Origin of the sequence: Halopenitus sp. POP-27 (genome assembly GCF_029889855.1) — an archaeon.
Classification (GTDB): Archaea; Halobacteriota; Halobacteria; order Halobacteriales; family Haloferacaceae; genus Halopenitus; species Halopenitus malekzadehii.
Window position 1 is genome coordinate 88,336 of sequence record NZ_JARANU010000001.1, and the last position, 19,038, is coordinate 107,373.

Here is a 19,038-nt window from a genome sequence, read left to right on the forward strand (position 1 = left end):
TCGGCCCGAGATCGTCGTGCTGGCGTTCGACGATCGACGTCACGAACGCCTCCGAAACGGCAACGCTTTTTTCGAGGTGGCGGGAAGGGTCCGCATATGTCAAACGAGCTGGAGCGCGGTTTGGAGGGCGTTCTCGTCGCCGAGTCGGATCTGAGCTACATCGACGGGAGCGACGGGACGCTCCTGTACCGCGGCTACCACATCGAGGACCTGGCGACGCGTGCGGACTTCGAGGAGGTGCTATACCTGCTGTGGCACGACGATCTGCCGACGCGTACGGAGCTCGAGACGTTCACGGAGAAGCTCACGGCGGACCAGCACGTCGATGACGACGTTCTCACCGCGGTCGCGGATATGGCCGACGCCGACGCCGACCCGATGGACGCGCTCCGAACGGCGGTCTCGCTGCTGCCGACCTACGACCCCGAATCCGACGCCGACACCGACGACGCCGCGGTGGGTCGCCGGCAGGGTCGCCGCATCACCGCGAAGATCCCGACGATCCTCGCCGCGTTCGACCGTGCCCGCCGCGGCGAGGAGCCGGTCGAGCCGGACGACGACCTCGGGTACGCCGGGAACTTCCTGTACATGTTGACCGGTACCCGGCCGGACGACGTCGCCGAGGAGACGTTCGACATGGCGATGACGCTACACGCCGACCACGGGCTCAACGCGTCGACGTTCGCGTCGATGGTCATCGCCTCCACGATGGCTGACGTCTACTCCTCGGTCATCGGCGGGATCGGCGCCCTCTCGGGGCCGCTCCACGGCGGCGCCAACGAGGACGTGATGGAGATGCTCGAGGAGATCGACGAGGCGGGCGCCGATCCTGTCGAGTGGGCCAAAAAGGCCCGCGCCGACGGACGTCGCATTCCGGGCTACGGGCACCGCGTCTACCAGGTGAAGGACCCCCGCGCGAACATCCTCGAGTCCCGCCTCCGTGACCTCTCCGACGCGAGCGGGGACACGACGTGGCTCGACTACACGACCGCGATCGAGGGACACCTCGCCGACGAGGGGCTCGTCGAGAAGGGCATCGCGCCGAACGTCGACTTCTATTCTGGCTCCGTCTACGACCATCTCGGGATCCCCACGGACATGTACACCCCCATCTTCGCGATGGCGCGGGCCGGCGGCTGGATCGCCCACATCCTGGAGTACCAGAGCGACAACCGACTGATCCGCCCGCGAGCCCGGTATACCGGCCGGACGGACGCCGATTTCGTCCCGATCGACGAGCGGTGAACGCCGATCGCGCAGGAACACCGATCGCAGGGTGAACGCCGATCCCGCAGCGGTGAGGTTTAATCCACCACCGTCCCCAGTTGGTGTATGCAACACGACTGCTCGTTCCTCGACGATCTCGACATCGAGGGGGAGGTGTCGCGCGGTCCGTCCGACAAGCGGACGCACGCGAGCGATTTCGGGACGCGGGAGGTACAGGCGGTCGAGCCGGACGCCGTGGTGTTTCCGGAGTCGACCGCGGACGTCTCGGCGGTGCTGTCGGCGGCCAACGACCGCGGCGTTCCGGTGACGCCGTACGCGGCCGGGACCGGCCTGGAGGCGAACGCCACACCCGTCCACGGCGGGATCAGCCTCGATATGACGCGGATGGACGCGGTCCTCGAGGTTCGCCCCGCCGATCTGCAGATCGACGTCGAGCCGGGCGTCATCGGCGAGGCCGTCAACGAGGCGGTCGCCGGTGACGGGCTGTTCTTCCCGCCGCTGCCCTCCTCGGGGTCGATCTCGACGATCGGCGGGATGATCGCCACCGACGCCTCCGGACAGCAGACGGTGAAGTACGGGGAGGTGGCCGACTGGGTGCTCGAGCTCGAGGTCGTACGCGCGGACGGCACGGTGGTGACGGTCGGCAGCAAGGCGGCGAAGACCTCGAGCGGGTACAACCTCTGCGACCTGTTCGTCGGCAGCGAGGGAACGCTCGGCGTCGTCACGCGGGCGACGCTCGAACTCGCCGGGCGGCCCGAACAGGTGAAGGGTGGCCGCGCGGTCTTCGAGACCCTCGCCGACGCGACCGAGGCGATCTCGGACGTGATCACCTCCGGGGTTGACGTCGCCAAGCTCGAGCTGATCGACGAACGGACCGCGCGGATGGTCAACGCCTACGCCGACGTCGAGCTGCCGGAGCGACCGATGACGTTCCTCGAGTTCCACGCCAACCACGGGATCGACGAGGAGATCGCGTTCTGCCGGACGATCTTCGAGGCCCACGACGTCGCGGCGTTCGAGATCGCCGGCGGCGAGGAGATGGCCGAGCTCTGGCGGGCGCGCGAGGAGATCGCCTACGCGAGCGAGGAGTTCAACCCGGATCGGGAGATGGAGGGCTCCGGCGACGTGACGGTCCCGATCGGACGCTACCCCGAGATGATCGCGGCGGTTCGATCGGTGGCCGAGGAGTACGACCGCTTCATCCCCTGTTTCGGCCACGCTGGCGACGGAAACCTCCATTACGGGGTCTTTGCGGACCCCGACGATCCCGAGGAGGTCGAGCAGGCGCGGGCCGCCCACGCCGCGATCGTCGATCGGGCGATCGAGCTGGGCGGGACCGCAACCGGCGAACACGGGATCGGGCGCGGCAAGCGGAAGTTCCTCGAGCGGGAACACGGGACGGCGGGCGTGGACGCGATGCGTGCGGTCAAGGAGACGTTCGATCCGAACGGGATCTTGAACCCGGGGAAGGTGCTTCCGGACGCCGACGGTCAGGCGAGCGCGTCCGCGACGACCGGCTCCACGACCGGCCGGACGAACTCGAAGTAGTACGGACTCACGAACCCCTCGATCAGCGCCGCGACCAGCAGGAGGATCCCAACGCCGACGAGCACGCGAAACGCGCGTTCCAGGTCGTCCGCGAGGGCGATCCGGGGAGCGGTCCCACGCCAGGTTCGCCACCCCGATCGGCCGAGATGGAGGCCGACCGCTCCGGCGATGACCAGCGCGGGGATCTCGAGGAGTCCGTGCGGAACCACGAAGCCGACGAGTTCGAGCAGATCCGCCTCGAGCCGGAAGACGATCCCGAAGACGAAGCCGTTGAACCAGATCGCGACGACGGTCGGCACCGCGAGGACGACGCCGGCGAAGGCGGTCCCGAGCGCGACCGTCCAGTTGTTCGCGAAGAACTCGAGCGCCGCGGCCGGCGGGAGATGCCCCTCGAGACGCGCTGCGATCGAGGCCGTGACCATCTCCTCGAACGGACCGGCAGCGATCCAGCCGAGCGCGAAGCTCGCGCCGGCGATCGCGACGACGAGGCCGTGGGTGAGGGGAGTCGATCGGACGAACCCCGTCAGCGCCCGCCAGCTGCCGCCGATGCCGGCACTGATCGACGCGCGGAGTGATCGGGTCGGCGGGGCAGGTGGCGCGATCGTGCCGCGCCATCGGCCGAAGAGACCGGTCTTCACGAGGTCGAGTCCCGGTGCGACCACGAGCAGGGTCGCGAGGCCGAGCGAGCTGGGCGCCTCGAAAAACGCGAGCACGCTCCCCGCCGACGTGACCGCGACCAGGGTGGCGATCGTCACCGCGTAATACCCGAGCGCATCGCCGGGGTTCGACCGAACGTATGCAAGCCCCGCATCGACCCCGCCGAGGGCCCCGACGTCGTCGACGACGACCGCGACCGGCGCGAACGCGAAGACGGCCCGAGTACAGATGACGATGACCGTCCAGCCCAGCAGCGCCGCAAGCGCCGCGAGAACGCCGAGGATCGGGTTGACGATCGACGCGGCCGTGATGGCGATCGCGGCGCCGAAGGTGGCAGCAAGCCAGATCCCGACCTCCAACAGGGAGAGCCCGAGGATCGACGGCCAGTACGAACGAACGCCGCCGATCCCCGCGAGGGTACCACGCTCGTCACGGAGGCGGGCGAGAGAGACGGCGTATTGGCCGGCCGAGACGCCCGCCGAGAGGAGAACGGTGAGGACGACGGTGGCCACCCCCGCCGCAACGAGGGCCGCAAGGACGACGGGATCAGCAAGCGGCAACAGCACGTCGCCGAGGGAGTCCGTCCACTGTTGGAACGCCGCCGGGTCGGCCTCCGGGTCGGGCATCGATCCGAGATCCGTCTCCGAGAGGGCCGTCCGAACCCGGGCGATCCGACCGGTCACCTCGAGGTACACGTAGGCGACGGCGAGCACGGCGGCGACGAGCGCACGGGTGATCACCGGGATCGCGGCTCCGAGCACGTAGAAGGGCAGGAGGTCCGCGGGGCGCCGCCGATAGACCGCGACGGCGTTCGTGAGGGCGGATGACAGGTCCATATCGGGGGACACGGCGAGGAAGAACTTAAAACGAAACGCTGGTCGCACCGCCGACGTCGGTCGGAGCGCACGGCCGGGAAGGGGGAGTGTCCCGCCGAAAGGAGAATGGAGCGGTACGCCGAGACTGGGGAGATCGGTCGAAACGGGAAAGGGGCGGCCCTCTCGGGCTGTTTCACTTTCACTCCGCCAGCCGGACCTTTTTATGACCGGGGATGTACCCTACAGATGCACGTCACACGCGTGCATTCCCCCTTTCCCCACCCCTTGTCCCGGGAGCGATAGCGTTCGCGAGCGTACCCCGGCAGTGACGGCGTTCGCGACGGCGATCCGGCGCTCCATACGGCGCCGCGTGCGCTGGCCGTGTCGGTTCCGGCGATCGGACCCGAAACCATTAGCGGTCGCGGACGCCAGATGGAAACGATGCTGTCGCTTGCCGACGTCCAGGCCGCCCGCACGCACGTCGAGGAGGTCGCACGGCGGACCCCGCTCGAACGGTCCCGAACCTTCTCCGAGCTGACCGGGGCGGACGTCCACCTCAAACTGGAGACGTTTCAGCGAACCGGCGCGTTCAAGATCCGCGGCGCGGCAAACCGGATCGCCACCCTCTCGCCGACGGAGCGGGAGGCCGGCGTGGTGACCGCGAGCGCGGGCAACCACGCCCAGGGCGTCGCGCTCGCGGCCACGCGGGCCGACGTCGATTCGACGATCGTGATGCCCGAGTACGCACCGGTCTCGAAGGTGAAGGCCACGCGCGGGTACGGCGGAGAGGTGGTCCTCCACGGGATCGATTACGAGGAGGCGCAGGCACGGGCCCACGAGATCGAGGCCGCGGAGGACCGGACGTACGTCCACGCCTTCGACGACGAGGCGGTGATGGCCGGCCAGGGAACGATCGGCCTGGAGATCGCCGAGGACTGCCCCGAGCTCGACACCGTGGTCGTGCCGATCGGGGGCGGCGGGCTCATCGCGGGGATCGCGACGGCGATCGCGGGGGAACTCGACGACGTCCGCGTCATCGGCGTCCAGGCCGAGGGGGCCGCATCGGCCGCCCAGTCGCTCGCGTCCGGGCACGTGGAGAGCATCGACCGCGTCGACACGATCGCCGACGGGATCGCGACGCGGTCGGTCGGCGAAACGCCGTTCGAGGTCATCCAGGAACGCGTCGACGAGGTGGTGACGGTCTCGGACACGGAGATCGCCCACGCGCTCACGCTGCTGTTGGAGCGATCGAAGGTTCTCGTGGAAGGGGCGGGAGCCGTGCCGCTTGCGGCGATCCTCGCGGAGGCGTTCGAGTACGAGGACGGGGAGACGATCGTGGCCGCGCTGTGTGGCGGCAACATCGACATGAACCGGCTGACGACCGTGGTGATGCGCGGACTCATCGAGATGGGCCGGTATCTGAAGGTGAAGATGGCGCTGAAGGACCGTCCCGGGGAGTTGGAACGCGTGGCGAGCATCGTCTCCGAACACGGCGCGAACGTCTATGCGGTCCATCACGACCGGACCTCGCGTGACGTCGCGGTCAACGCCGCGGAACTCGAGGTCGAAATGGAGACCCACGACGCCGAGCATGCGGCGGAGATCGTCGCCAGCCTTGAGGCGGACGGCTACGAAGTCGACGTGCTCGCGTGAGGCGGTGGATCGGTGCGTGATGGGGTGCGTGCTTGCGTGAGGCGGTAGATCGGTGCGTGACGGGGTTCGTGCTTGCGTGACGGGGTGTTTAAATACGCGAGCGCTCGATCGGCGAGTATGACGGATATCGTACACACCGACGAGGCGCCGGCGGCGGTCGGCGCGTACAGCCAGGCGACGAGCAACGGCGATCTCGTGTTCACGGCCGGACAGATCCCGATGACGCCGGACGGCGAGCTGCTCGCGGACGCCGACATCGCGACACAGACCGAACGGGCCCTCGAGAACCTCACGGCGGTGTTGTCGGCGGCTGGCGCGGACTCGAGCGACGTGCTCAAAGTGACCGTCTTCCTGGCCGACATCGACGACTTCGAGGCGATGAACGAGGTGTATGCGAGCTACTTCGACGAGGAACCGCCGGCCCGATCGGCGGTGCAGGCGGGCGCGCTCCCGAAGGGTGTGGGCGTCGAGATCGAGGCGATCGCCGTCAGCGAGTAGATGGTGTCCGCAGACCCAGGGGAATCGACTGCGACTGCAGCCCGCGTGAAGTCGGCGATCCTGTGGGGGCTCGTCGGCGGGGTCGCGTTCCTCGCGGCGTTTCAGGGCTATCGACTGGTTCGGGCCGAAACCCTCCCGATCGGCCTGGGTGGAGCGGCGGTGATCGCGGTCGTGATCACGGCCGTCGTCGCGGCGATCGCCTACGCGGTGGAGCACCGCCTGCGTGCGAACAGAAGGGTTTAACAGTCGGACGGCAGTAGGACGAATCGAGCCGGGATGGCCGAGTGGCAAGGCGCACGCCTGGAAAGCGTGTTCCCTCACGGGATCGAGGGTTCAAATCCCTCTCCCGGCGTTTCTCCGCGACGACGTGACACCGAACGGTGAGCACTGCCGGCGGGCGAGTGCACACCGACCGCCGATCACTGCTGACCGTCGGTGATGTTCTCGAACAGCTCCGGATCGGTGCCGAACTTGAGGACGTTGGTCAACGCGTGGTTCCGGAGGTTGTTGATCACTTTGCCGTGTTCCTTGTAGAACTCGTGGATCCACTTCGACTCGGCCTCGCCGTCCGGGAACATCATCACGGCGCGCCACTGGTAGGCGCCGTCACAGAGGAAGTAGAACAGCGTGCTCTTGTCCTCCCGGATGTGCTCCATCGCGTCGCGCCAGCCCTCCTCGAAGTGTTCGGGGTTGAACTGGAACTCGAACAGCGAGAAGCTGAAGTACGCCTCGTTCGGCAGGATGGCCTCCCGGAAGACGTTCGCGTCGCGCATATTCCGGATCGACTTGCTCACGGTGACGTGGGAGACGTCGATCCCGTGTTCCGCCTCGAGGACGTCTGTCAGCTCCCGGGCCGACAGCTGCGGATCCCGAGCCAGCTCCCGGAGGATCAGTACGTCGCGCTCCTTGAAGTCCCACTCGGGTTCGGTGTCGGTCATCTCACGTAGGGAGTGGCGTTGCCCGGCGGGTGAGAAACTTTCGGTCGGATCCTCGGCGGCGTCGGCTTCGGAGGGTTCGTCTTCCGAGCCGGTCGTTCCGTCGGCCGTTTCGTCGGCGTCGCTCATCGATCGACCACCGTCGCCCCCCGGCGATCCCGGATGTGAAATACTGAGTGGTAATTCATACCACAATGTATGTTGTGGGTGGTAAATAATTCCACCGTCCGACGCCGCGTCGGAAACGGGATCGTGAATGACGCCGACGGCAACGAGCGGCGACGACAGCAAGTGGCAACGGTGCGCGACACGGCAAGCGGCGACGGAGAGCGGTGACGGCAAGTGGAGACGGCAAGCGACGACAACGATCGACGGCAATAATTAACAATGTGTACGGCAATGACGACCCATGGGCGAAGACGCACCACGCGCGCGGGTCGACCACGTCGGAATCGCCGTCGAGGACGTCGAGTCGGCGGAGCCGCTGCTGACGGCGTTGGGATGTCGGCGGCTGGTCGACGACGTCGTCGAGGACCGGTTCCGCTGGGTCTACTACGAGCTGGGCGGAGGCTCCCGGATCGAACTCATCGAGCCGGTCGCCGAGGAGTCGTTCCTCACCGACTACCTCGACCGGAACGGACCCGGCCTCCATCACGTCACGATCGAGGTCACCGACATCGACACGATGACGGCGACGCTCGAGGCGGCCGGCTTCGAGATCGTCGATCGGGCGGCGTACGACGAGTGGATCGAAGCGTTCGTCTCCCCCCGCAATCCGACGGGTACGCTGTTCCAGCTGATGGAGTATACGGCACGCTACGGCGAGAACGGGGAGCATACGGCCGCCGACCTGGTCGTGGGCGATCGGCGCCTCTCGACTGAGTGACCGCGCGGTGAGCGACCGACTCCATCCCGACGACGTCGATCACCATCGATAGTCGATCGTATCGATTGGAAAGAATTCCCGAAAGTTTAAATTACTATGTAAAATATGGACTCCCGTTGGCGAAGACATCGTCAGAGAGTCACACTCACGTGGCGATCGACCGCCGCAATCACCGGCGGAGGCCGCGCCGAGGCGGATGCCGCGACGCGCTGGACGACCACGACCCACCACACGTCACTGAACGACACCCATGAAACGACCACTACTCACGACTGACTATCTCGATCGGGCGGTCACGCTCTACGGCGACGACGTCGGCGTCGTCGCCGAGGACGGGACCGAGTTCACGTATAACGAGCTGAACGACCGCATCAACCGCCTCTCGAACGCGCTGCTCGAGTGGGGCGTCGAGAAGGGCGACCGCGTGGCGCTGCTGACGCCGAACTCCCACCGGTTCATCGAGACGCTGTACGCGACGATGCAGATCGGCGCGCTGTTCGTGCCGCTCAACTTCCGGTTGCAGCCGAACGAGTACGACTACCTCGTCGACGACAGCGCCCCGTCGGTGCTGATCGCACATACGGGATTCACCGAGAAGGTCGACCACCTCAAGGGGACCGACGCCGAGGCGGGAACCTCGGTCGAGCAGTGGGTCGCCTACGACGGCGACGCCGCCGGCGAGGGCTGGCACGGCTACGAGGACGTGCTCGCCGAGCACTCCCCGGAGCAGCCGGACCGTCCGGACATCTCCGAGGAGGACGACGCGACCATCCTCTACACCAGCGGCACCACCGGCGATCCGAAAGGGGTCGTCCACACCCATCGGATCCAGCACTACCACGCGCTGATCCACTCCCACCACGTCGAGTTCGAGGACGACGACACGCTGTTGTGGACCTCACCGATGTTCCACATCAACGGCTGGGGACACATCTACGGTCTCACCGGCATCGGCGGCAAACACGTCATCGTCGAGCAGTTCGACCCCGAGACCGTCTTCGAGCGCATCGCCGACCACGACGTGAGCTACCTCGGTGGCGCACCGACGGTGTTGAACATGCTCTTGGACTACTACGAGGACGCCGACGTCCCGTCGACGGGCGAGAAGCCGGTGCGCGTCGAGACGGCCGCGAGCCCGCCGCCGAAGAGCACGATCCGCGAGGTCGAGGACGAACTCGGCTGGCGGATCATCCACGCCTACGGCGCCACCGAGACCGGACCGCTCGTGACCACGAGCAACACGCACCGGAAGATCCAGCAAGGGGACAAATACGACATCATCAACAAGCCCGGCTTCGCGACGCTCAACACGGAGGTCCTCGTCGTCGACCAACACGGCGATCCAGTTCCGACCGACGACGAGACCCAAGGCGAGGTCATCGTCCGCGGCAACCAGGTGCTGGACCGCTACTGGAACAAGCCCGACGAGACCCACCGGGCGTTTCACGACCGGCGCGACGACTGGTTCCACACCGGCGACATCGCCACCTGGGACGAGAACCGGATGCTCACGATCGTCGACCGGAAGAAGGACGTCATCATCTCCGGCGGGGAGAACATCTCGACGATCGAGGTCCAGGACGTCATCTACGAGCACCCCGACGTGCAGGTCGCCGCGGTCATCGGCGTTCCCCACGAGAAGTGGGGCGAGACGCCGAAGGCGCTGGTCGTGACCCAGGAGGGAGCAGACCTCACCGAGGACGAACTGATCGAGTTCACCCGCGAGCGGCTGGCCCACTACAAGTGCCCGACGAGCGTCGAGTTCCGCGAAACCCTCCCACAGACCTCGACCGGAAAGATCCAGAAGTACGAGCTCCGCGAGGAGTTCTGGGACGACGAGGAGAAGAACGTCGGATAGCGCGCCTGCAAAGCCCCCGATCGTGACCGGTTCGTTCCCGGACCGGTCGCCCCGTCGAATCCGACTTTTGCGATTTTTCACGAGTACCGTCGACGTCCAGTCGGAGCGCCACCGAGAGCGGCGTTAGCGTACCGTCGGAGCGTCACGAGAACATCGGCGAACGGGTCCGCGACCGATCTCGAGACCGGCTCCAAAACGAATCCGACTCAGTCCTCGACCGGCACGAACCGGTAGAAGACCCGGTCCTGGTCGGTCGGCCCGTCGATGTCGACGATCTTCAGCCGGACTGGATCGCCGATCGCGAGGTCCTCGTGGCTCGCGTCGTCGACCCGTGCGGACAGCCGCACGTCGCCGAGGTCGACGACGCCGGCGACGAACGGCGTGTCGTCGGTCATCCCGATCGCCGCGGTGCCGCGGACCTCGGTGAACGAGTGGAGCGTCCCCTCGTGGGGAAGCGACGTGTACGAGAGGTCGTCGCTCAGACACTCGGGACAGACGATCCGGGGCGGGAAGTGGACCGCCCCGCAGTCGTCACACGTCGTCGTGGTGAGTTCCCCGTTCCGGAGGTTGTCGTAGAACTCGTGGATCCCGGTGTGCTCGGCGTCCTGCAGGTCGTAGAAGTCGAGCAGCCGCGGGAGATCGACCTCGTTCGGGATCGAGATCGTCTCGCGGGGCGGGTCCTCGCGCGTCATTGCGGATCCCTCCCGAGCGTCATCACGCTGTGAACCGACCCGCTGCCGCTCAGGTTGTGGATCAGGCCGGTCTCAGGGTCGCCCGCAACCGCACGCGCGTCCGGCACGTCGCCGGTGAACTGTCGATAGACCTCGAGCGCCTGACAGACGCCGGTGGCACCGAGCGGATGGCCACAGCCGAGCAGGCCCCCGCGGGGGTTGACCGCGACGTCGCCGTCGAGCTCGCTGCGACCCTCCTCGATGAAGGCACCGCCCTCGCCCTCCTCGGCGAAGCCGAGCTGTTCGTACTCGATCACCTCGCTGATCGAGAAGCAGTCGTGGACCTCCGCGACGTCGATCTCCGCGAGCGGGTCCTCGATGCCGGCCTGGTCGTAGGCCTTCTCGGAGGCCTCCCGCGCTTGGGGCCAGGTCGTCATCGACGGCAGGTTGTTGATCGAGTTGCTCGAGAGACACGACTGGCCGCTGCCGGTGATGTAGGCCGGGGTGTCGGTTACCTCCCGCGCCTTCTCCTCGCTGACGAGCAGCACGCCGGCGGCGCCGTCCGTGATGCCGCTGCAGTCGAGCAGGTTCAGCGGCGGCGCGATCGGATACGACTCGAGGACGTCATCGACCGAAACCTCCTCGCGGTACTGCGCGAAGTCGGTCGCGGCGGCGTGGCTCTTGTTCTTCGCGCTCACCATCGCGAGCTGCTCGCGGGTGGTACCGTGTTCGTGCATGTGCCGCTGGGCGAACTGCGCGAAGTGGGAGGGGCCGTTGAGCCCGTTGACGCCGTCGAACTCGCGGTCGAGCACGTTCGTCATCGTCGACTGCATCTCGGGCATATACTCCTTTCCGAGGTTCATCTTCTCGACGCCGAGCACCAGCGCGACGTCGATCTGGCCGGCGGCGATCGCCAGCCACGCGTACCGGAGCGCCGCCTGACCGCTCGCACACGCGAGCTCCGTCCGCGAGATCATATCGGCATCGATTCCCAGCAGTTCCGCGACGAGCGGCGCGACGTGGCTCTGGAAGGCGAACCGCTCCGGCTGGACGGCGCCGACGAACAGGCCCTCGACGTCCGACTGGTCGAGACCGTCGACGTCGTCGAAGGTCGCCTTGCCGGCCTCCTGAGCGAGGTCCTTCCAGGTGGCCTCGCGCTCGCCCCACTCGGTCAGGCCGCCGCCGACGATCGCTGCGGTGTCAGTCATCGTCACTTGAACTCCGGTTCGCGGTCGTTTCGGAAGGCGTCGACGCCCTCGATCACGTCGTCGGTCGTCGTCAGCAGGCCGAAGCCCTGGCTCTCCATCGCGAGGCCGGCCTCGAGACTGGCGTTCTGGCCCTCGTTGATCACCTTCTTGGCCACCTTCAGCGCCGTCTTGGGCCCGGTGGCGATGTCGTCGACGAACTCGCCGACGACGTCCTCGAACTCGTCGCCGGGGACGGCGCGGTTGAGGAGCCCCCAGTCGGCAGCCCGCTCGGCGGAGACGTGGTTGCCGCGGAAGACGAGCTCCTTCGCGCGCGTCTCACCGACGATCCGGGTGAGTCGCTGTGTGCCGCCGCCGCCGGGGATCAGCCCGAGGTCGATCTCGGGACTGCCGAGCGTGGAGCGCTCGGAGGCGATCCGAAGGTCACACGCCAACGAGAGCTCGAGGCCGCCGCCCAGACAGAAGCCATCGATCTTCGCGATCGTCGGCCGGGGGAACTCGTGGACGGTCTCGATGGACTCCTCGACGTCCATGATCTCGGTGGGGGCGTTCGTGAGGAAGCCGGTGATGTCGGCGCCGGCGGAGAACTGGTCGCCGGCCCCCGAAAAGACGACGCAGGAAACGTCCTCGACGGGCGCGTCCTCGAGGGCGCGCTGGACCTCGGCGAACATCTCCTCGGAGAAGGCGTTCAGCCGTTCGGGGCGGTCGAACTCGATCGAGAGCACACCGCGGTCGTCGAGGTCGACGTTGAGGAACTGGTAGGGCCACTGGCCGTGGTAGTCGTAGAAGCCGATGCCGGCGTCCTCGCCGGTCTTCCCCGCCTCCACGAGCTCGACGAGGTGGTCGGCCGGTTCGTACCGCTGTTCGCCGTACTCCTCGTGAAGCGACCGGAGCTTCTCGAGAACGACGTCGAGACCGATCTGGTCGGCGAGCCGGCAGACGCCGATCGGGAACCGACCGCCGAGCCGAATGCCGAGGTCGACGTCCTCGGCGGTGGCGACGCCCTCGCCGATGAGCCTGGCGGCCTCGTTGATCATCCGCACTTCGACGCGGAGGGTGTCGAAGCCCTCGCGGTCGTGGAAGTCGTAGGTCGTCCCCTCACCGTCCTCGTACTCGTAGAACCCCGTCCCGGTCTTGCGCCCGAGGTCGTCGTTCTCGACCTTGCGCTCGATCGGCGGCGGCGCCTCGTACCGGGAGTCCTCCCGGAAGTGGTAGCCGATGTCGATCCCGCTGTAGTCGGACAGCTCGAAGGGGCCCATCGGATAGCCACGCTGATAGACCATCGCCGCGTCGGCCTCCTCGATCGTCGTCAGTCCCTCCTCGAGCATCCAGGCCGGCTCCTCCATAAACGGCACGAGGACGTTGTTGACGACGAAGCCGTGGACGTCCTTTTTGACGTCGATGGCGGTCTTGCCGACCGAGTCGGCGTACTCGTGCATCGTTTCGATCGTCTCCTCGCTGGTCTCCTCGCCGTGGACGACCTCGATGAGGTCCATCCGGATGGGCGGGTTGAAGTAGTGCGTCCCGACGACCTGCTCGGGTCGGTCGGTCGCGGTCGCCATCTCGGTGATGGACAGTCCCGAGGTGTTGCTCGCGAGGATGGCGTGATCGGGGGCGTACTCGTCGACCTCGGCGAAGGTGTCCTTCTTGATCGACATCCGCTCGGGAACGGCCTCGATCACGAGGTCCGCGTCCTCGACGGCCGCCTCAAGGTCGGTGGTGCCCTCGACGCGGGCGAAGACGTCCTCGGCCGACTCGTCGATCCGGCCCTTCTCCGCGAGCTTCCCGAGACTCCACTCGATCTGTTCGAGCCCGTCCTCGACGAGCTCGTCCTCCAGGTCGCGGACGACGACGTCGTAGCCGCCGATCGCCGCGACCTCGGCGATTCCGTGTCCCATACTGCCCGCGCCCAGTACCGCGACGCGGTCGATTGTGTCTACGGTCATCACCCGTACTTCGTTAACATACTCCTTCAAAGTTGTGGTTAAAAAATACAGTATGAAGATTAGAGGAGAATTAAGAATACACTGTTAACCAGATCGGTGATGGGGGAGCGGCGAGCGCGTCGCCGACTAGACGCCGAGGTGTCGCTGACGCAGCTCGTCGTCCTCCCGAAGCCGGTCGGTGGTGACCTCCTCGACGATCCGGCCCTCATCCAGGATGTAGTGACGGTCCGCGACGGCCATCGCGGTCGCCACGTTCTGTTCGACGATGAGCACCGTCACGCCGCGTTCGTCGTTGATCCGGGTGACGACGTCCTCGAGCCGCTCGACGATCTGGGGGGCAAGCCCCTCACAGGGCTCATCGAGCAACATGAGGTCCGGGTTCGACACGAGCGCGCGAGCGATCGCCAGCATCTGCTGTTCACCCCCGCTCATGTTCTTCGCGTGCCGATCACGCATCTCGTCGAGTGCGGGGAACAGATCGAACATCTCCTCGACCGGAAGCGGGTCTTCGGCCGCCGAGGCGGCAATGTGGACGTTCTCGGTCACCGTCAGCCGTGGGAACAGCTGGCGTTCCTCCGGCACGAAGCTGATCCCCAGCTCCGCACGGTCGTAGCTTTCCCGATCGAGCAGTTCCGCGTCGCGGTAGCGGACCGAGCCGTCGATGATCCGGGGCAGATCGGCGCCCATGATCGCCCGCATCGTGGTGGTCTTGCCCGCACCGTTCCGGCCGAGCAGTCCGACGGCTTCGCCCTCGTCGATCGCGAGGTCGATCCCGAAGAGGATCTGTCCGGTCTCGTAGCCGGCTTCGAGTCCCGAGATCTCGAGCAGATTCACGGCGATCCCTCCTCGTCACGCTCGCCGAGATAGGCCTCCTGTACCGCATCGTCGTTGCGTATCTCCTCGGGCGTGCCGGTCGTCAGTACCTCACCGCGGTGGAGAACGGTGATTCGGTCGCTTCGTGAGAGGACGATGTTCATATCGTGTTCGATCAGCAACAGGGTGAGCCCGAGTTCGGACTGGATGTCCTCGATGAGGTCGGCGGTGGTCTCGGTCTCGACGGCACCGAGCCCGCTGGTCGGCTCGTCGAGCAGGAGCACGCTCGGGTCGGTCGCCAGCGCCATCGCGATCCCGAGCCGGCGCTGGTCACCGTGGGAGAGGTTCTTGGCCGTTTCCTCGGCGAGATCATCGAGCTCGGTCAGCTCGAGGACCTCGTGGGCGCGTTCGGTCGCGAGATCGCGACCGCGCCCGAGAAGGTCCAGCGAGAACGCGCCCTGTTCGGCGGTCTGGGCGACGATCCGGACGTTCTCGTGGACCGTCTGTTCGGTGAACAGCTGGTTCGACTGGAACGACCGGACGAGCCCGTCGTGTGGCCGGGCGTACTGGGGCGTGTCGGTGATCTCCTCGCCGTGGAGATAGACGGCGCCGGCGGTCGGCTCCAGCGCGTTCGTCAGGACGTTGAAGAACGTGGTCTTGCCCGCGCCGTTCGGGCCGATGATGGCGCGGAGTTCGCCCTCCGGGACGGCGAGGTCGACCCCGCCGACCGCGGTGAGCTCGCCGAACCGCTTCGTGAGCCCGCGTGCACCGAGGGCCGCCTCGGTCGGGTCGAGCGATTCGTGGTCAGTTCCCGGGTCAGTCACGGACGCCGGGTCGGTCGCGTCGTCGGTCACGCGTTCCGCTTCGGTCGCGTCGTCGGACGATGTGTCGGTCATTCACGGATCACCTCGGTAAGGCGGCGTCGCACGCGGTCGGCGATCGACCGAACGAATCCCCACAGTCCCTCCCGCGGCGAAAGCACGATCACGACGACGAAGAGGAACCCGAAGAAGAACCGCCAGTAGCCGAGGATCGGGCCGACGTCGACGGTTCCCAAAAGCGGAACGGCCACCATCTCCAGGTTCGTGAGGTACTCCCGCGCGAAGAACCAGGAGAACGCCCCGGCGATCGGGCCGAAGAAGTAGCTCATCCCGCCGAAGATCGACATCAGGATGACCTCGGCGCCGGTCATCATCCCGAAGTTCTCGAGGGAGGCACCCGAGTTCCGGATCACGAGCAGCGTCCCGGCGATCGCCGAGAAGATGCCCGACAGGGTGAACGCCCACACCTGGTACCGGGCGGTCGAGATTCCCATCGCCCGTGCGAGCTCCTCGTTGTCGCGGATGGCGACGAGCGTCCGGCCGAACGGCGACCGGACGATCTGCCAGAGCGCGAGGCTCGCGAGAACGAAGACGATCGCGACGAAATAATAGAGGTCGAACTCGCCGCCGCCGAGCTGGACGACGCTCTGTCCGCGGAAGCTCTCGATCCACGCCGGCGTCGTGCCGGAGCGAAGCCCGTCTGCGCCGCCGGTCAACCCGAAGGGATCGGCGTTGACCACGAAGTGGATCGCCTCCGCGAACGCGAGCGTCAACATCGCGAAGTAGATCTCCCCGTAGCCGACGATGAGCCGGGCGATCCCGTAGGCGATCAGCCCGGCGACGATCACGCCGATCGGCGCGGCAACGAGGTACGGGAGATCGAAGTGGCGCAACCCGATCGCGACCCCGTAAATGCCGGTGCCGAGGAAGATCGCGTGGCCGAACGAGAGCAGCCCACTGTACCCGTACAGGAGGTTGAACGCGGCCGCAAACAGCATCCAGATCAGCATCGAGGTTGCGATGTAGCTGCTGCCCAACAGGGCATCGTGGGCGATGACGGGACGCAACAGACCCACGAGCAGCAGGATCCCGATGGGGACCTGGTAACGGCTGATGGCCGCGAGCAGCCGGTCGCGTCCGTCCGCCGTCGGTTCGGTCGCGTCGCTCATTCGAGTAACCCCTCCTCACCGAAGAGGCCGCGCGGACGGACGAGCAGGACGCCGATCATCACGAGGAACGGCATCAGCCCGCCGATCCCGGAGACGTACAGCCACTCGAGGCCGGCCACGGTCGTGATCGCGCGCAACATCACCGGCGTGACGAAGACCGCGACGCCGATCAACAGCGCGCTCACGACGCTCCCGAAGATGCTGCCGAGCCCGCCGACGACGATGACGACGAACGCGAGGATGACGAAGTCCATCCCCATCCCCAGGTCCATCCCGACCTCGGCACCACGGAGCACGCCGCTCAGCCCGGCGATCGCCGCGCCGATGAAGAAGACGATCGTGAACCGTTTCGGGATGTCGATGCCGAGGAACTCGGCCATCTGCTGGTCCTGGAGCCCGGCACGGATCGAGAGCCCGAAGTCGGTTCGGTACATCAACAGATAGAGTCCACCGACCACGAGCGCGCCGACGGCGGCGGTGAACAGCCGTGTTGTCGCGATCTCGAGGAATCCAACCTGGACGGATGCCCGCAGCACGGCCGGTGGATCGAAGCTCAGCGGCGTGCCGCCCCACTGGGCGCGGGTCGCTTCCTCGAGCATCAACGCGACCCCAAAGGTGGCAAGCAGGCCGATAAGCGGGTCCTCACCGTAGAGTCGCCGGAGGACCGTCACCTCCATCAGCACCCCGATCAGCCCGACGCCGATCGGGACGACGATCAGCGCGAGCCAAAAGGGGAGCTCGAACAGCGCGACGGCCTGATAGGCCCCGTACGCACCGAGCATGAACAGCGCGCCGTGTGCGAAGTTGACGACGCCGAGCAGGCCGAGGATCAGCGACAGCCCCAGCGCGATCATCATCAGGATCATCCCGTAGACGATCCCGCCGACGAGGTTGCTGATGAACAGCCCCGGGCGCACGGCGAGAGTGACGATCACCACCGCCAGCAACGCGAGTCCCGCAAGTACCCACGGGAGCGAGGGCAGTTCGTCGGGCGTCGACGCGAGAGTAGCGGCCGACATCGACCCTTACAACTCGCACTCCGCGCTCGGTTCCCCGGCGGCTTCCTCGCCGGGCATCCGGTCGATGACATCGAACCAGCGATCGGGTTCGGATTCCATATCCTCAACCGCCCGGCCCGCGCTGGCGTAGACCGGCTGCACGAGCTGGTGGTCGGCGGCGCGCCAGTAGAGCGACTCCTCGGAGGGCTGTAGCGCCCGAACGCGCTCGCTTTCGACCTCGTGACCCTCGAGTTCGTTCTTGATCGCTTCACCGTCGGTCGAGTCGGCCCGAACCGCGGCACGGACGAGTTGGTCGACCGAGGTGTAGCCCATGTAGTGGCGGACGTAGGGTTCGTGCTCGGAGATCTCGCGGATCTCCGAGATCCAGTCCTCCGGAACGTCGAGGGAGGGGAGCCACCCCTGGCTGGCGACGTCGATCGCGGCGGCGGCCTCCTGGCTGACCCCCCAGAGGTTCACGTCCTCGAGCTGGTGCATCGCGATCGTGTAGTCCTGCTCGAGGCCGACGCTGAGCAGCTGGTTCATCGAGGTCCGCTGGTCGAGTCCGGCGACCAACAGCGCGATCCCGTCGGGGTCGGCGTCGTCGGCCGTGTTGAGGTAGGAGGTGTAGTCGTCCGCCGGGAACGGGACCGCCGAGGAGCCGACCACGTTCGAGCCGTTCTCCTCGAGGACCTCCGTGAAGACGGTCTCTGCGGTCTGTCCCCAGGTGTAGTCCGAGTAGAGGATGTACCAGTCGTCGGCCTGTTCGGCCATCTGCGGGGCCGCGACGGAGGCCTGCATCGAGTTCCCGGAGTAGGTCGCGAACATGTATTCGGAACACTCGGCGCCGGTGATGTCGTCGGAGGCGCCGTGGGGACAGAACGGAACGCGGTTGTCCGACCCCCACGACCCCATCGCGATCCCGACCGCGGAGGAGACGCCGCCGTAGGCGACGTGCACGCCGTCCTCGACGACCATCCCCTCGAGCCGTTCGACGGCCACGGAGGGGTCGACCTCGGTGTCGGCCGTGACGAGGTCGATCGAAACGTCGAGATCCTCCTCGAGGTGGCGGATGGCGAGTTGGCCGCCGTCGCGCTCGGCCTCGCCGTTGGGCGCGAAGGCGCCGCTCAGCGCGGTCGGGCAGCCGACCGTGATCTCGAGTGTGTCGCCAGTCGTGCCCGCTGTCGCACCGTTACCGCCGCCATTGCCGTTGCCGCCGCCGTTCCCGTTGCCGCCACCGTTTCCGTTCCCCATACACCCGGCGAATCCGAACGTTCCGGCCGCGGTCGCGGCCCCGCCGAGTCGTCGCAGCACTTGTCGCCTGTTAGATCGTGACATTCT

At 66.9% G+C, this 19,038-nt stretch carries 17 protein-coding genes and 1 tRNA gene; 8 read left to right on the top strand and 10 right to left on the bottom strand.

What is annotated here, in order from left to right; translation table 11 throughout:
• Positions 1-96: 96 nt before the first annotated feature.
• Entirely contained in the window at positions 97-1,245 is a 1,149-nt protein-coding gene (gene citZ, locus OQF70_RS00495; RefSeq protein ID WP_280535278.1) for a citrate synthase, read from the top strand.
• Between the two features lie 87 nt (positions 1,246-1,332).
• Positions 1,333-2,775 (top strand): FAD-linked oxidase C-terminal domain-containing protein, encoded by a 1,443-nt coding sequence (locus OQF70_RS00500; RefSeq protein WP_280535279.1) that lies wholly within the window; start codon positions 1,333-1,335, stop codon positions 2,773-2,775.
• Here the strand turns inward: OQF70_RS00500 and OQF70_RS00505 are convergent.
• Positions 2,718-4,268: a stage II sporulation protein M gene (locus OQF70_RS00505; RefSeq protein ID WP_280535280.1), complete on the bottom strand. Its 1,551-nt coding sequence runs from the start codon at positions 4,266-4,268 to the stop codon at positions 2,718-2,720. The genes OQF70_RS00500 and OQF70_RS00505 overlap by 58 nt on opposite strands.
• 420 nt (positions 4,269-4,688) lie before the next feature.
• Here OQF70_RS00505 and ilvA point away from each other — a divergent pair, with 420 nt between their 5' ends.
• From ilvA to OQF70_RS00525, 4 genes are all read left to right on the top strand, one after another.
• Positions 4,689-5,900 (top strand): threonine ammonia-lyase, encoded by a 1,212-nt coding sequence (gene ilvA, locus OQF70_RS00510; RefSeq protein WP_280535490.1) that lies wholly within the window; start codon positions 4,689-4,691, stop codon positions 5,898-5,900.
• Between the two features lie 117 nt (positions 5,901-6,017).
• Entirely contained in the window at positions 6,018-6,398 is a 381-nt protein-coding gene (locus tag OQF70_RS00515) for a Rid family detoxifying hydrolase (protein ID WP_280535281.1), read from the top strand.
• Entirely contained in the window at positions 6,399-6,641 is a 243-nt protein-coding gene (locus OQF70_RS00520) for a hypothetical protein (RefSeq protein ID WP_280535282.1), read from the top strand.
• A gap of 27 nt (positions 6,642-6,668) precedes the next feature.
• Positions 6,669-6,750: transfer RNA gene (locus OQF70_RS00525), tRNA-Ser, on the top strand.
• A 67-nt stretch (positions 6,751-6,817) separates the two neighbouring features.
• On the opposite strand, the gene OQF70_RS00530 is transcribed toward OQF70_RS00525, so the two are convergent.
• The gene (locus OQF70_RS00530) at positions 6,818-7,336 is read right to left on the bottom strand and encodes a helix-turn-helix domain-containing protein (RefSeq protein ID WP_280535491.1); all 519 of its coding nucleotides are present in this window, start codon (positions 7,334-7,336) and stop codon (positions 6,818-6,820) included.
• 406 nt (positions 7,337-7,742) lie between these two features.
• Here OQF70_RS00530 and OQF70_RS00535 point away from each other — a divergent pair, with 406 nt between their 5' ends.
• Complete coding sequence (locus OQF70_RS00535; protein ID WP_280535283.1) at positions 7,743-8,219, top strand: VOC family protein; 477 nt, start codon at positions 7,743-7,745, stop codon at positions 8,217-8,219.
• A gap of 250 nt (positions 8,220-8,469) precedes the next feature.
• Positions 8,470-10,077 carry a long-chain-fatty-acid--CoA ligase gene (locus tag OQF70_RS00540; protein ID WP_280535284.1) on the top strand — a complete coding sequence of 536 codons (1,608 nt, stop codon included), beginning with the start codon at positions 8,470-8,472 and terminating at the stop codon, positions 10,075-10,077.
• Between the two features lie 206 nt (positions 10,078-10,283).
• On the opposite strand, the gene OQF70_RS00545 is transcribed toward OQF70_RS00540, so the two are convergent.
• The 8 genes from OQF70_RS00545 to OQF70_RS00580 form a co-directional block, all read right to left on the bottom strand.
• Positions 10,284-10,769 carry a Zn-ribbon domain-containing OB-fold protein gene (locus tag OQF70_RS00545; protein ID WP_280535285.1) on the bottom strand — a complete coding sequence of 162 codons (486 nt, stop codon included), beginning with the start codon at positions 10,767-10,769 and terminating at the stop codon, positions 10,284-10,286.
• A complete protein-coding gene (locus OQF70_RS00550; RefSeq protein WP_280535286.1) occupies positions 10,766-11,956 on the bottom strand; it encodes a beta-ketoacyl synthase N-terminal-like domain-containing protein in 1,191 nt (396 codons plus the stop codon). The genes OQF70_RS00545 and OQF70_RS00550 overlap by 4 nt, the downstream gene beginning before the upstream one ends.
• Positions 11,957-11,958: 2 nt before the next feature.
• Entirely contained in the window at positions 11,959-13,899 is a 1,941-nt protein-coding gene (locus OQF70_RS00555; RefSeq protein ID WP_280535287.1) for a 3-hydroxyacyl-CoA dehydrogenase NAD-binding domain-containing protein, read from the bottom strand.
• Positions 13,900-14,025: 126 nt separating this feature from the next.
• Complete coding sequence (locus OQF70_RS00560; protein WP_280535288.1) at positions 14,026-14,733, bottom strand: ABC transporter ATP-binding protein; 708 nt, start codon at positions 14,731-14,733, stop codon at positions 14,026-14,028.
• A complete protein-coding gene (locus OQF70_RS00565; RefSeq protein ID WP_280535289.1) occupies positions 14,730-15,608 on the bottom strand; it encodes an ABC transporter ATP-binding protein in 879 nt (292 codons plus the stop codon). Before OQF70_RS00565 ends, OQF70_RS00560 begins: the two co-directional genes overlap by 4 nt.
• The gene (locus tag OQF70_RS00570) at positions 15,605-16,702 is read right to left on the bottom strand and encodes a branched-chain amino acid ABC transporter permease (protein ID WP_280535290.1); all 1,098 of its coding nucleotides are present in this window, start codon (positions 16,700-16,702) and stop codon (positions 15,605-15,607) included. The genes OQF70_RS00565 and OQF70_RS00570 overlap by 4 nt, the downstream gene beginning before the upstream one ends.
• On the bottom strand, positions 16,699-17,721 hold the full coding sequence (locus tag OQF70_RS00575; RefSeq protein WP_280535291.1) for a branched-chain amino acid ABC transporter permease: 1,023 nt from the start codon (positions 17,719-17,721) through the stop codon (positions 16,699-16,701). Before OQF70_RS00575 ends, OQF70_RS00570 begins: the two co-directional genes overlap by 4 nt.
• 6 nt (positions 17,722-17,727) lie before the next feature.
• Positions 17,728-19,035, bottom strand: coding sequence for an ABC transporter substrate-binding protein (locus OQF70_RS00580; protein ID WP_280535292.1), 1,308 nt, complete (start codon positions 19,033-19,035; stop codon positions 17,728-17,730).
• Positions 19,036-19,038 lie beyond the last annotated feature (3 nt).

Coding starts and splice junctions, on each gene's coding strand:
- citZ (WP_280535278.1), top strand. CDS start 97: ATGTCAAACGAGCTGGAGCGCGGTTTGGAGGGCGTTCTCGTCGCCGAG.
- OQF70_RS00500 (WP_280535279.1), top strand. CDS start 1,333: ATGCAACACGACTGCTCGTTCCTCGACGATCTCGACATCGAGGGGGAG.
- OQF70_RS00505 (WP_280535280.1), bottom strand. CDS start 4,268: ATGGACCTGTCATCCGCCCTCACGAACGCCGTCGCGGTCTATCGGCGG.
- ilvA (WP_280535490.1), top strand. CDS start 4,689: ATGCTGTCGCTTGCCGACGTCCAGGCCGCCCGCACGCACGTCGAGGAG.
- OQF70_RS00515 (WP_280535281.1), top strand. CDS start 6,018: ATGACGGATATCGTACACACCGACGAGGCGCCGGCGGCGGTCGGCGCG.
- OQF70_RS00520 (WP_280535282.1), top strand. CDS start 6,399: ATGGTGTCCGCAGACCCAGGGGAATCGACTGCGACTGCAGCCCGCGTG.
- OQF70_RS00530 (WP_280535491.1), bottom strand. CDS start 7,336: ATGACCGACACCGAACCCGAGTGGGACTTCAAGGAGCGCGACGTACTG.
- OQF70_RS00535 (WP_280535283.1), top strand. CDS start 7,743: ATGGGCGAAGACGCACCACGCGCGCGGGTCGACCACGTCGGAATCGCC.
- OQF70_RS00540 (WP_280535284.1), top strand. CDS start 8,470: ATGAAACGACCACTACTCACGACTGACTATCTCGATCGGGCGGTCACG.
- OQF70_RS00545 (WP_280535285.1), bottom strand. CDS start 10,769: ATGACGCGCGAGGACCCGCCCCGCGAGACGATCTCGATCCCGAACGAG.
- OQF70_RS00550 (WP_280535286.1), bottom strand. CDS start 11,956: ATGACTGACACCGCAGCGATCGTCGGCGGCGGCCTGACCGAGTGGGGC.
- OQF70_RS00555 (WP_280535287.1), bottom strand. CDS start 13,899: ATGACCGTAGACACAATCGACCGCGTCGCGGTACTGGGCGCGGGCAGT.
- OQF70_RS00565 (WP_280535289.1), bottom strand. CDS start 15,608: ATGACCGACACATCGTCCGACGACGCGACCGAAGCGGAACGCGTGACC.
- OQF70_RS00570 (WP_280535290.1), bottom strand. CDS start 16,702: ATGAGCGACGCGACCGAACCGACGGCGGACGGACGCGACCGGCTGCTC.
- OQF70_RS00575 (WP_280535291.1), bottom strand. CDS start 17,721: ATGTCGGCCGCTACTCTCGCGTCGACGCCCGACGAACTGCCCTCGCTC.
- OQF70_RS00580 (WP_280535292.1), bottom strand. CDS start 19,035: ATGTCACGATCTAACAGGCGACAAGTGCTGCGACGACTCGGCGGGGCC.